Origin of the sequence: Chryseobacterium luteum, from assembly GCF_000737785.1 — a bacterium.
GTDB classification, from domain to species: domain Bacteria; phylum Bacteroidota; class Bacteroidia; order Flavobacteriales; family Weeksellaceae; genus Chryseobacterium; species Chryseobacterium luteum.
The window spans coordinates 324,480-337,916 of record NZ_JPRO01000002.1; the positions used below are offsets into that span (position 1 = coordinate 324,480).

Consider the following 13,437-nt stretch of genomic DNA (forward strand, 5'->3'; position numbering starts at 1 on the left):
TTAAATAGACTTTTAATTGAAAACAAAACTTTGAGAAATATTAAAATGCAAAAAGATCTTTAGTAGGAGAAATTGCTTTGCTTTTTATAATATAAGTTTGAATAGTCGCTTCTCTATTAATCTCAAAGTTTTGTATATCATATATATTAGTGAGCAGTTACCAGAAGTTCTTCCTGCTGTTTTTTCAGAAGTCTTCTCTTTTTTCTGCTCGGCATTTTTTCATGCAGGTACTGGAAGATCACATACATTACAGGAATGATAAAAATCCCGAATACCACTCCGGTAAACATTCCTCCTACGGTACTGATACCGATAGAATGGTTACCTTTTGCAGCGGCTCCCTGCGTCCATACCAATGGCAGCATACCGATGATGAAGGCAAATGAGGTCATCAGAATAGGTCTTAAACGTAATCTTGAAGCCTGAAGCGCAGATTCAATCAGTGTTTTTCCTGCTTTTCTTCTCTGAACGGCAAATTCTACAATCAGGATCGCGTTTTTCGCTAACAGCCCGACGAGCATGATCAAACCTACCTGAACGTAAATATTATTGTCAATTCCCGCTAACCCGGTGAAAGCAAATACTCCGAAAATACCTGTAGGAACTGTCAGAATAACAGCGAACGGAAGAATATAGCTTTCATACTGAGCAGCCAATAGGAAATATACAAATAGTATACTTAACATGAATACAAATGCGGTCTGCCCACCTGTTTTGATCTCCTCACGGGTAATTCCCGTCCATTCATATCCGAAACCTCTCGGAAGTGATTTCTGAGCCACTTCTTCAACAGCTTTAATGGCATCTCCGGTACTGTAACCTGGTTTTGGAGTTCCGTTAATCGTTACCGCGTTGAAAAGGTTATTTCTTGTCACAGTTTCAGGTCCGAAAGTTCTTTTTAAAGTAACCAGAGTCTTTACAGGAACCATTTCACCTAAATTGTTTTTAACATAAATTCCTTCCAGGGAATTGGCATCCGTACGGTAAGGAATATCTGCCTGGGCCATTACTCTGTAGTATTTCCCGAACCTGTTGAAATCCGAAACAAAACTACTTCCGTAATAGATCTGCATGGTCTGCATCAATTCTGTTATAGAAACACCCAGCTGATTCGCTTTATCCGAATCCACATCAATCGTGTACTGCGGGTTTCCGGCGGCATAAGTGGTAAAGGCAAACGCAATTTCCGGACGTTTCATCAGTTCTCCGATAAAGGCCTGGGTGGTTGTTCCCAGCTGCTCAAAAGAACCGTTCGTTTTATCCTGAAGCATAAATTCAAACCCGGAAACGTTACCAAATCCCTGTACTGTAGGGAAATTGAAGAAGAATGCGTTGGCATCTTTCACCTGTGCCACTTTTCCTGTCAATGCTGCTGCAATTTGGTCAGGATCTTTCATTTCGCCACGGTCCTTATAATCTTTAAGCTTAATAAAACCTGCGGAATAAGGAGAAGCGTTGGCATTACTGATAAAGTTCATTCCATCGGCTACCCAAAGGTGATTCATGGCTTTTTCAGCATTTACAATTTTATCAATCTGTTCCGTCGCTCTGTTGGTTCTTTCCAGTGAACTTCCCGGAGGTGTATTCACAGCATACAAAACGAATCCCTGGTCTTCGGTTGGGATAAATCCTGTAGGCGCTTTATTGATTAAGAAAACACTTGCAGCAATGATAACAGCCAGTCCACCTACTGCCACCCATTTGTTTTTAATTAAAAACTTCAGGCTGTAAATGTATTTTCTGGTCATATTATTGAAGGCCACATTGAATGCGTTGAAGAATTTCGCTCCAAAACCTTTTTTCTGGCTGTGTTCGCCATGTTCTCCCTGAGGATCATTAAGGAATAAAGCACATAAAGCAGGACTCAATGTTAATGCATTTACTGCTGAAATCATGATCGCAATTACCAGGGTAAAGGCAAACTGTCTGTAGAAAACTCCCGCAGGACCCTGCATGAAACCAACCGGAATAAATACGGCACACATCACCAGCGTAATGGAAATAATGGCCCCGGAAATTTCACTCATGGAATTTGTAGTAGCCTGTTCTACAGGCATGCCTGTCTGTTCCATTTTGGAATGGACGGCTTCAACTACCACAATGGCATCATCCACCACAATACCGATGGCGAGTACCAATGCAAACAAGGTCAACATGTTGATACTGAATCCAAATAACTGCAGGAAGAAGAATGTACCGATAATCGCAACAGGAACCGCAATCGCAGGAATTAATGTAGATCTGAAATCCTGAAGGAAAATATACACCACAATAAATACCAGGATAAATGCAATCACCAAAGTCTCAACCACCTGATGAATCGAGGCGTCAAGGAAGTCTTTGGAATTGTACATAATGATCGGCTTTACCCCTTTTGGAAGAGTAGTCGAAAACTGGTCTACCTGCTTTTCAATTTCAGTAAGAATTTCATTCGCGTTGGAACCTGCTGTTTGTAAGATCGCGAAACCGGCTACAGGCTTACCATCTACTCTGTTGGTGGCTGTATACGTATAGGAACCGAATTCTACTCTTGCCACATCTTTTAATCTTAAAAATGAACCGTCATTATTGGCTTTAATAGCAATGTTTTCGTAGTCTTCGTTTTTGTTTAATTTACCTTTATATTTTAAAATATATTCGTAGGTTTCCTTGCTTCCCTGGCCGAGACGTCCTGGAGCAGCTTCAAGGTTGTGGTCTTTGATAGCCGCCATTACTTCCTGTGGAGAAAGGTTATTGGCTGCTAATCTGTCTGGCTTTAACCAGATTCTCATGGAGTAATCCCTGGTTCCGAAAACCTGAGCCTGGGCAACACCCGGGATACGCTGTATCTGCGGAATGATATTGATCTTCAGGTAGTTTTGAAGAAACAGCTCGTCATATTGCTTAGGATCATCACTGGATAATCCCATGAACATGATCATACTGTTCTGTACTTTCTGCGTAGATATTCCGGCCTGAACTACCTCCTGGGGAAGCTGGCTCATTGCTTTAGATACACGGTTCTGAACGTTGACGGCTGCATTATCTGCATCTGAGCCTTGTTTGAAAAACACACTCAGGGTCATAGTACCGTCGTTACTTGAGTTGGAGGTCATGTAAGTCATGTTCTCAACTCCATTTACTGCTTCTTCAATAGGAACAGCAACGGAGCGGGCTACAACTTCAGCGTTGGCTCCCGGATAAAATGCGGTTACCTGAACACTTGGAGGTGCAATATCCGGAAACAGGGTGATCGGCAGGTTGAAAACCGAAAGAGCTCCCAGCAATAGCAGTATGATGGAGATGACCGTTGATAGTACCGGTCTTTCTATAAATTGTTTTAACATAAGAAGTTTATTTTTTTAAGTCTTCTGTATTCGGAATGGATTATAAAGGTTTGGCTCTTAATAAGCTGTCGGATGAAATTACTTTCGGCTTGATAGAAGCTCCGTCCTTTAGGTTTCCGATTCCTGTGTATACGATTTTCTCTCCGGGAGAAAGTCCTTCAGAAATAAAGTAATAGCTGTCTGTTTTTCCTGAGATCTTAACAGGTTTGCTCGTTACTTTGTTGTCTTTGCCTAAAATGTATACATAGGTTTTATCCTGGATTTCAAACGTAGATTCTTGTGGAATAACCACTGCATTGGAAAGCATCTGAGGCATACGCACTCTTCCTGTGTTACCTGTTCTTAAAGAGCCTTTTTCGTTGGGAAAAATTGCCCGAACGGTGATGGCTCCGGTGGTTTTGTCAAACTGACCGTCTACAATACTCATTTTTCCTTTTTCGGGATAGGTACTGTTATCTGCAATCACAAGGTCTACCATTGGCATATTCTTCAGCTTTTCATCTAAAGTTGCGCCGGGGTATTTATTCTGAAATGCAATGAAATCCAGCTCACTTAAAGAGAAGTAGGCGTAGATTTCGCTGATGTCCGATAATAGGGTCAACGGACTAGGATCTGTTCTTGAGATCAGGCTTCCTTTTTTGTAAGGGATTCTTCCGATATATCCGCTTACAGGTGCTGTAATGGTGGTAAATCCTACATTGATTCTGGCGCCTCCTACAGATGCTTTTGCCTGTGATGCGGCGGCTACGGCGGCGGCGTAATTTGCTTTTGCCGTTTTCATCTGTACATCGGAAACAACTTTTGCTTCTACCAGTGGCTGAAGTCTGTCAACTTCCACTTTAGCCTTTTGGATATTGGCATTGGCCACTTGTAAATTAGCCTGGGCCATATTCATTTGCTCGCCATAGGCTCTTGAATCTATTTTAAATAAAGGCTGTCCGGCTCTTACGTAAGAACCTTCCTCTACATAGATTCTGTCCAGGTATCCGTCTACCTGAGACCTGATCTCTACGTTGTTTTTACCCTCCAGTGCGGTAGGAAATTCCTGATATGTTGTAGCTGGAGAGGTGATCACGGTATAAACCGGAAGCTCCGGAGCAGGCGGCGCTGCATTGGAACCTTCTGCTGCTTGGGTACAGTTCTGCAAAAGGATAATACTTGATATAAGTACGATAAACCTTATTTTTCCAGGTATTTTCATTGTTGGTTTAATTTTTTTAATGAAGTGTTAGATTTAAGTAATAGTGTTCTTTTAAATAAATTCCGTTATTTTTCCTAACAGTGTTAATGATTGATTAAAAAAAAATCAGAATTTTTAATGATGGAGTCAGATTGTCATTTTCATAATTGCTGTCTGTTTTTAATGTTGATTGGGATATAATGAGGTGTATTAAACACGTGTTAATTTAACTAACAGTGTTAAGTAAATAGTAAAAATTTTCCTGAATTTTGAATTATTGATTTCATTGTTATTTTTTTAGTTTTTAACTGAGGTTTTGTATCTGATGTTATTTTTCCTAACGGTGTTAATTTTTAGTTCAAAAAAAATTTACAAAGACTTAACAAAAGCCGAAACCGTTTCGTCCAGGGTTGTCTTATTCATCGTAGAAGGAATATCCGTATTTCGCATCATCATAATTGAGATCAGTCCATGCACCGCCGAAAATAAGGCGTGCGACATATGGCAGGCATTGTCAGGATTAGATCCGTTTTTCTTAATGATGTTATAGGTGCATTCATAGATCAGGTCCTGGAATGACGAAAATTCTTCCTTCATCTGGCCCTTACCGCTGCACTGCATTCCCAAACCGAACATCAGCTGATAGTATTCTTTATTTTTAAAAGCAAAATTCCAGTAAGCATCTACTATTGCAATAAGCTGCTCTTCAGGAGTTTCAAATTTGCTCTGAGCTTTTAATAATTCTATATGAAGACAGTGAAAGCCGTTTATAGAAATTTCATACAAGATCGCTTCTTTGTTTTCAAAATAATCATACACTACGGGAGCACTGTATTCAATGGCATCTGCAATCTTCCGCATGGAAAGTGAAGCCCAGCCCTCTGTTTTAGCCAAACCGAAAGCAGCCTGCAAAATATTTGCACGGATGGATTCTTTCTCTCTTTGACGGCGTTCATGTAGGCCCATTATTTTTTATTTTACTAACAGTGTTAGCAAAACTACAAACTTTTAGCCATATCTTCCAAATAATATTTGATAATTAACATTTAACGCAAGTTTATAAATTCGCAGATTGGCTTATATTAAAAGAAACTTTATCTTTGTCATTAAAGAAAATAAAGGATATGAATACTCCCTCCAATATGCTGGCTTTAGGAACCAAAGCTCCGTTTTTCGAGCTTCCGAACCCTTCCAAGACTAACGAGATCCAATCTCTGGACGACCTGAAAGGTGAGAAAGGAACACTGGTGATCTTTATGTGCAACCACTGTCCGTTTGTTCTGCACGTGATCGACAAGATCAACGAGCTGTATGAAGACTATAATGAAAAAGGGATTGAATTCATTGCGATCAATGCCAATGATGTAGAAAAATATCCGGCCGATGCTCCGGAAAAAATGATAGAGTTCCAGATCGAAAGAAATTTTGATTTCCCTTATCTGTACGATGAAAGCCAGGCTGTAGCCAAAGCTTACGATGCTGCATGCACACCGGACTTCTATTTCTTTGATGACAAACTGGACCTTATCTACAGAGGGCAGATGGATGATTCAAGACCCGGAAACAATAAAGATGTTACCGGAGAAGATCTGATCATTGCTTTCGAAAACCTTTTGCTGGGCGAGGCTCAGGAAGAGATCCAGAAACCGAGCATGGGATGTAATATTAAGTGGAAATAATAATTTAAGGCTAAGGTTTACAATTTTTGCCTGTTACCTATATATAGCTGTTCTTTTTTAAGAGCAGCTTTTTTTATGCGTAAATATCTGTACAATCTGCGGGAAATAATATACTCACAACATTTTAAATAGATACACAGATTTTTTAGACCAATCTTGCTAAGCGCAAAGTATTATAGAATTGTAACCGCCACTATATTTAAACACTCACTTTATTATGAGAATAGTTCTTAATAAACTCAGAAGGAGTTTTCTCCGTATATTTTTTAAACATCCTGTTAAAATAAGTCACATTATTAAATCCGCAGCTGTAGCAGCATTCCGAAATACTTTTATCCTGAACCATCAGCAGGCAGGCTTTGTTGATGCGGTACCGGTTCACAAATTCCGTAAAGGTAATCTGGGTGGCTTTTTTGAAAAAATTACAGAAAGCAGGCAGCGTAAGGTTGGCGAGTTTCGCCACATCTTCAATGTTGATTTCCTTGTCATAGTTGTGTTCTACGTAGGTGAAGATATTTTCCAGCCGTGTTTTATTTTTTGAGATAATGGTGTACGGCATAATTTCCTTGTTCAAAAGATCATAATCCTTACATTTTGAAAGTTCAAATAAAATTTCGAGCAGGATCAGATACCTTTTGTAGCCCTCCGATTCCAGCATCAGTTTCAGTTTGGGAAGCATTACTTTTTTAATCTTATGGTGAAAATGAATTCCGTATTTTGAAAGTTCCAGAAGATTTTTAATCGACCTGGCTTCCACTTCCTGCTGTGGAAACTGAAGAATTTCCTCGCTGAACTGAAGCACAATTTCTTCATGAGGATCTGTGGAATTCAATCCGAAACCGGAGTGGGGGATATTGGAACCTATCAATATCAGGTCACCGTTTGTATAATTGCTTTTGTGGTAGCCAACGTGCCTGGTTCCGCTACCGGAAATCACACACACCAGCTCAATTTCGGGATGGTAATGATATTCCCATTTGAATTCTGAGATGGGAGAATTGTTGTGGATCGTCCGAAATGAGCTTTTTTCATTGGGGATAACTCTTTCAAAAGTAACTTTCATTCAGTTAATCTTATTTATTCAATAAAAATACTAATTATATTAATATAGTTCAAATATTGGTTTATTGTGTTAAATTAATGTTAACCGAAATGCTTCTATCTTAGCCGACAAGAAATGATCTCCATGAAAAATTTCAATATTAAAGCTGTATTGTTTTTGAATTATTTTGTTTTCGCGATTCTTTTGAATTCCGTGGGAACTGTTATTCTGCAGGTGCAGCAGAACTTCGCAATCTCAAAATCTTCTGCAAGTGTTCTGGAAGGTTTTAAAGATTTGCCGATCGCCATATGCTCATTTATTCTGGCATCATTTCTGCCGAAAATTGGGATCAAAAATTCCATGCTTATTGCCCTTTTTCTGGTGAGTTGCATGTGTTTTGTGATGCCGTTTTCAAATGGTTTCTGGTTTTTCAAACTTCTCTTTGCTATTGTAGGAATCTCATTTGCCTTAATAAAAATATCAGTTTTCACCTCTATTGGCCTTGTGACGGATACGGATAAAGAACACTCAAGTTTTATGGGCTTTCTGGAAGGCTTTTTCATGATCGGGGTATTGGCCGGAAATGTACTTTTCAGCTTATTCATTGATGATCATAATCCGCAATCTACCCAATGGCTGAACGTATATTGGGTATTGGGAACGCTTTCTGCACTGTCATTTTTATTTTTATTCTTTTCAAAATTAAATGAAAGCGAAGCCGGAAGTGAAAAAACCGATTTGCTGGGAGATCTGAAAAACAGTATAAGCCTGTTCAGCTATAAGAAAGTATTGTTTTTTCTTCTGTGTGCCTTCTTATTTGTACTGGTAGAACAGAGCTTCCAGACCTGGACCCCTACTTTTTATAAAGAAATACTGAAACTTCCCACTTCTATGAGTATCCAGGCGGGAGCAGTTTTAGCCGGAGCTTTTGCATTGGGAAGATTTTTATCTGGCTTTTTTTCCAAGAAATTCAGCTGGATCTATGTAGTTTCTTTCTGTGTGATCGGTTTTGCGGTAAGTATCATTCTGGTTCTGCCATTGACTCATAATATCCAGATTGATGAAGGGACAGGCTGGTTGAATGCTCCTCTTGTGGTGTACTTATTTCCGTTGATGGGAGGTTTGCTGGCACCGATTTATCCAAGTATCAATTCTGTGATCCTGGCATCCATTCCAAAATATCTGCACAGTGCTATGTCCGGGCTGATTGTGGTTTTTTCCGCGATTGGAGGTACTATCGGCTCTATGATCACAGGTTTTGTCTTCCAGGAATTCAGTGGACAGCAGGCATTTTATCTTTCGCTGATCCCGCTTTCCCTGCTGATCATTTCGGCCATTTTTATGAATAAATTAAAAATAAATCCTAAGAAATAATAATGAATAAACAGCTATACATAAACGAAATCCAGGTTCTTTTTGATGATGTACAGAGAGCAGAGGTCTTCGAGGACCAAAAGATGATGACCGATGCCGTTCCAATGTTTCCTGTTTCGGAGATCAATGCATCGTATGAAAAGAAAAAAGGAAGTGAAGGATTTGATCTGAAAGATTTTGTAAGGGCCAACTTTGATTTTCTTGGAGCGAAAATATCAATCCAAAGGGAGGATCAGCTGCCGATAGAGGAGCATATCGAAAAACTTTGGGATGAACTGACCCGTACATCTTACGAAGAAAAAGGAACACTGTTGAAGCTTCCAAAACCATACATTGTACCGGGAGGTCGTTTTAATGAGTTTTTCTACTGGGACAGCTATTTTATTATGCTTGGGCTGCAGGTTTCCGGAAGAACAGAAATGATGGAAAACATTGTGGAAAACTGCTCTTATTTGATTCAGAATGTAGGTTTTGTTCCCAATGCGAGCAGAACCCATTTCCTGAGCCGTTCACAGCCTCCTTATTTTTCGCTGATGCTGGATCTTGTTTTTGAAACCAACAATGACGAAAAAATTTACACCCAATATCACGACACTTTAGAGAAAGAATATGCTTTCTGGATGAGCGGGGAAGAATGGCTGGACAATGATTCCGCTGTAAAAAGAGTGGCGAAAACAAAGAACGGAGATATTCTGAACCGTTATTACGATACCGAAAATACACCACGCCCGGAAAGTTACCTGATTGACATTGAAGACAGCGAAAATGCAGGCGAAGAATTTTACCGGAATATAAGAAGTGCCTGCGAATCCGGCTGGGATTTTTCCAGCAGATGGTTTGCAGACGGAGAACATATACAGACGATAGAAACACTGAACATTGCGGAAGTGGATCTGAACAGCCTTTTATGGCATTTGGAAAAAACGCTTGCGAAATCTTCAGCGCTTCTGAACCTGGGAGAAAAAGAAATTTATTTTACTGAAAGAGCAGCGAAACGCAGACAGATGATCAACACCTATTTTTGGGATAAAAATACCGGATGTTATAAAGATTATCACTTAAAAAAACACAAAAACACACCGTCTGAACATATTGCTGCTCTTTACCCATTATTTTTAGGACTTGCAGATCAAACGCAGGCAGAATCTGTTGCTCAAAATATAGAAGAGAAATTCCTGTATCGGGGAGGTCTTGTGACCACCACAAAAAAAACCGGACAGCAATGGGATCTTCCGAATGCATGGGCTCCGTATCAGTGGTTAGGTTTCAAAGCAATGAAAAATTATGGCTTTGATGAACTGGCTGAAGAAATAAAAAACAACTGGTGCGGGAATGTGGAAAGAGTCTACAGCAACACCGGAAAATTAATGGAAAAATATAACGCACTAGACACTGAAACCATTGCCGGAGGAGGAGAATATCCGAACCAGGACGGATTCGGATGGACAAACGGCGTCTATCTCAAATTAAAACAAAACTAACTATATAAAAATCATATGCTATGAAAAAAAGATCGATATTTTTAATGGCTGCCACTGCTACGCTTTACTTTAACAATGCGTATGCCCAGGAAACTCCTCAGGACTCAGTCAAAACGTCTTCTATAGACCAGATCGTTATTACCGGAAACTCCGGACCGAAAAAGAAAATAGAATCCAGTACGGCTATTTCTACCTTTACAGCAAAAGAAATCCAGAAGCAGAATCCTATCAGTGCTGCTGCATTACTGCAGAGGGTTCCGGGATTTGCCGTGGAAACTTCAGGTGGTGAAGTGGGAAATAACCTTTTTGCAAGAGGTATTCCTTCTGCGGGAGCTTATGAATTCGTACAGGTTCAGGAAGACGGACTTCCGGTTTTTGAAGACGGAGCGCTTCAGTTTGCCAATGCTGATAATTTTTTCCGTGTAGATAATTCCGTAAGCAGGCTGGAAGCATTAAGAGGAGGTTCAGGATCCATCTATGCAACCAATTCTCCCGGAGGTCTTATCAACTTTATTACTAAGGAAGGGAGTAACGATTTTAAAGGAACTGCTAAACTGGAAACCAGTACTTATGGCCTGATGCGTACAGATATTAACGTGGGAGGCGCTCTGGTTCAGGATAAGCTTTTCTTCAACGTTGGAGGGTTCTACAGAACGGATAACGGAATCAGAAAAACTGGTTTCAGAGCCAACAACGGCGGACAGATCAGAATGAACCTTAAGTATGTGTTTGATAAAGGCTATGCTAAGGTATACTATAAAAAATTAGACGACAGAAATACTTTTTTCCTTCCGATTCCTCTAACTCAAAACGGGAATGATCTGAAAGAATTTGCAGGTTTCGATGCCAATTACGGGACTTACAGTTACAGAACGATCAGCCAGCTGAATATTCCTCAGGCCGGCGGTGGTTTTTTCAGCAGAAATCTTGAAGACGGAATTCATCCGAAAGTTGATGTTTTAGGTGCTGAATTCAAATATGACCTTGGAAGTAACTTCTCTGTTTTAAACAAAACAAGGTATACCAATATCAATATGAATTATACAGGGATCTTCCCTGCAGGAGGTCCTGCCACTGCGGGTAAATTTGCCAGTGATAATGGAATTACAGGAAACAATTATCAATATTCCCTGGTAAGCAACGGGGCTGCCGTAAACCCGGCTTTTGTTCAGGAACTAGGCTTCTGGGCTATTGATAAGCAGATGAATAATTTTGTGAATGATTTACAGTTGAATTACAAATTCGACAAAGGAAATGTAACGGCAGGTTTCTATAAATCCAACTGGAAATCTCATCAGTACTGGAACTGGAGCAATATTCTGGCAACAGCATCAGATAAGCCGGAACTTCTTAACCTGGTTGATACTTCTCTTAGCCCAAATTCCACAGGCTATTCTAAAACTTATAACGGAGTTACCGATATGTCTTTCCTGTTGAGAGACTCCCAGGTTCAGGGAAGCCTGAATGATCTGTATGCTAATTTGGATTACAATATTACAGATGATTTGAGTATTAATGCGGGACTTCGTTACAGCCGTGATTTCTACAAAGGATATTCGGTCAATACAACAACTGCAAACTTGAATAATTCAGGGTTAACTACTGATGGTACACACAGTTTCAATACAACCACTGCTGATGATAACATGAGTGTTTTAGGAAACAAATACAACTACTGGAGCTATGATATTGATAAGCTTTCCTATACTTTAGCTGCCAACTATAAGATTAATAAGGAAAATGCTGTTTATGCACGTTTTTCTCACGGATTCAGATCGCCGAATGAGGAGGCTTATTACAATTATTTCACAACTCCTAATCCGGACCAGCCTTTAAAGCCGGTATTGACCAATCAGGTGGAAGTGGGGTACAAGTACTACTCACGTACATTTGATATTGCAGTAATTCCGTTTTATTCAACGCTTAAAAACCTGTCATTTACAGATGTGTTTTCTAATGGAACTTCAGAAAATACTTTTGCCAATACCAAAAACTATGGAGTTGAGCTGGAAGGATACGCAAGGTTGTTTAACAATATGCTGGAGCTTACTTTCAACGGAACCATTCAAAATCCAAAATACAGCGGATTGGAAGAAGGAAGTCTTCTGGAAGGAAATGTTGTAAGAAGAATGCCGAAGGTGTACTTCAATATTTCACCGGCTGTCAATATTACAAAGCAGTGGAGAACCTATGTGAGCTATAACTACTATGGAAAACGTTTCCAGGACCAGATGAATGTTCAGACTTTACCGTCATTCAGTGAATTTGGAGCCGGAACTTCTTATCAGTTGGGGAAAATCCGTTTTGCTGTTGACGGAACCAATATCTTTAATACAATCGGTATTACAGAAGGGGATCCAAGAGCAGGCTCTCCAACCGGAGACGGAACTATTATGGCAAGACCGATTATGGGAGCAGCCGTAAGAGCATCCATCACATTAGATTTTTAATACTTATATTTTCTTCATAAAAAACCGCCAGAGATCTTTTCCGGCGGTTTTTGCTTTGGAAGAGAATTTATACTCTCAAACTTTTTATACTTATTGATCTGAATAGGTCAATGGTGAATTTTGCTTCGCAAGTGAATGGTGAATGAGACTTTAGATTTAGATAACAGATTTCAGATCATTTAAATCTCTTCAACTCTCAAACCCTAATACGCTCCAACTTCGCATCACGAAACCCGCACCTCGAATCTACTTAAAAAACGGATTATACTGCTTCTCAAAGCCTATCGTCGTAGGATTGCCATGGCCTGAAAAAACCTGAGTTTCATCATCCAGAATAAATAATTTGTTGGTGATTCCTTCGATCAGTAACTCATGATTTCCTTTGTAAAGATCGGTTCTTCCGATGCTGCCTTCAAAAAGAACATCCCCGGAGATCATGAATTTCTGATTTTCATTATGGTAAACAACGCTTCCCGGAGAATGTCCCGGAACGTGGTAAATCTTGAATTTTTCTCCGTCCAGTTCAAGGGTTTTACCTTCATTGATATAAATGATATCTGCTTTTACAGGATCAACAGAAAATCCGAATCTCATTCCGCTGGCCTGAAGCATGTCCAGGACTTCCTGGTCTTCTTTATGCATATGAACAGGAACTTTAAAGGTATCAAAAGCCCACTGCAAACCCAGAACGTGGTCAATATGAGCATGGGTAAGAAGAATTTTCCGGATCTTCAGTCCGTTTTCAGCAATAAAGCTTTCTATAGCTTTAGTTTCCTGCTCATTCATATTTCCCGGATCGATCAGCCAGGCATTTTTATTTTCGTTGTAAAGGATGTAGGTATTTTCGCTGGCAAAATTGAATACGAAGCTTTGGATCTGGAGCATAACTGATTTTTTTATTTCAA

9 protein-coding genes are annotated in these 13,437 nt (G+C 39.7%); 4 read left to right on the top strand and 5 right to left on the bottom strand.

Translation table 11 applies throughout. The features are described from left to right. Positions 1-146 precede the first annotated feature (146 nt). From IX38_RS05005 to IX38_RS05015, 3 genes are all read right to left on the bottom strand, one after another. Positions 147-3,326 carry an efflux RND transporter permease subunit gene (locus IX38_RS05005; protein WP_034702381.1) on the bottom strand — a complete coding sequence of 1,060 codons (3,180 nt, stop codon included), beginning with the start codon at positions 3,324-3,326 and terminating at the stop codon, positions 147-149. Positions 3,327-3,366: 40 nt separating this feature from the next. Then, entirely contained in the window at positions 3,367-4,527 is a 1,161-nt protein-coding gene (locus tag IX38_RS05010) for an efflux RND transporter periplasmic adaptor subunit (protein WP_034702384.1), read from the bottom strand. Positions 4,528-4,875: 348 nt separating this feature from the next. Continuing rightward, entirely contained in the window at positions 4,876-5,472 is a 597-nt protein-coding gene (locus IX38_RS05015) for a TetR/AcrR family transcriptional regulator (protein ID WP_034702386.1), read from the bottom strand. Between the two features lie 158 nt (positions 5,473-5,630). Here IX38_RS05015 and IX38_RS05020 point away from each other — a divergent pair, with 158 nt between their 5' ends. Beyond that, positions 5,631-6,185 (top strand): thioredoxin family protein, encoded by a 555-nt coding sequence (locus IX38_RS05020; protein WP_034702388.1) that lies wholly within the window; start codon positions 5,631-5,633, stop codon positions 6,183-6,185. A gap of 199 nt (positions 6,186-6,384) precedes the next feature. On the opposite strand, the gene IX38_RS05025 is transcribed toward IX38_RS05020, so the two are convergent. Then, the gene (locus tag IX38_RS05025) at positions 6,385-7,248 is read right to left on the bottom strand and encodes an AraC family transcriptional regulator (RefSeq protein WP_034702390.1); all 864 of its coding nucleotides are present in this window, start codon (positions 7,246-7,248) and stop codon (positions 6,385-6,387) included. A 123-nt stretch (positions 7,249-7,371) separates the two neighbouring features. On the opposite strand from IX38_RS05025, the gene IX38_RS05030 reads away from it, so the two are divergent. The 3 genes from IX38_RS05030 to IX38_RS05040 are packed head-to-tail and all read left to right on the top strand — an operon-like array spanning position 7,372 to position 12,532. After that, entirely contained in the window at positions 7,372-8,601 is a 1,230-nt protein-coding gene (locus IX38_RS05030) for an MFS transporter (protein WP_034702392.1), read from the top strand. A 2-nt stretch (positions 8,602-8,603) separates the two neighbouring features. Further along, entirely contained in the window at positions 8,604-10,082 is a 1,479-nt protein-coding gene (locus tag IX38_RS05035; protein WP_034702394.1) for a trehalase family glycosidase, read from the top strand. Between the two features lie 20 nt (positions 10,083-10,102). Continuing rightward, positions 10,103-12,532, top strand: coding sequence for a TonB-dependent receptor (locus IX38_RS05040; RefSeq protein ID WP_034702397.1), 2,430 nt, complete (start codon positions 10,103-10,105; stop codon positions 12,530-12,532). 246 nt (positions 12,533-12,778) lie between these two features. Here the strand turns inward: IX38_RS05040 and IX38_RS05045 are convergent, their stop codons facing one another. Next, positions 12,779-13,417, bottom strand: a complete 639-nt coding sequence (locus IX38_RS05045; RefSeq protein WP_034702398.1) for an MBL fold metallo-hydrolase — start codon at positions 13,415-13,417, stop codon at positions 12,779-12,781. Between the last annotated feature and the right edge of the window lie 20 nt (positions 13,418-13,437).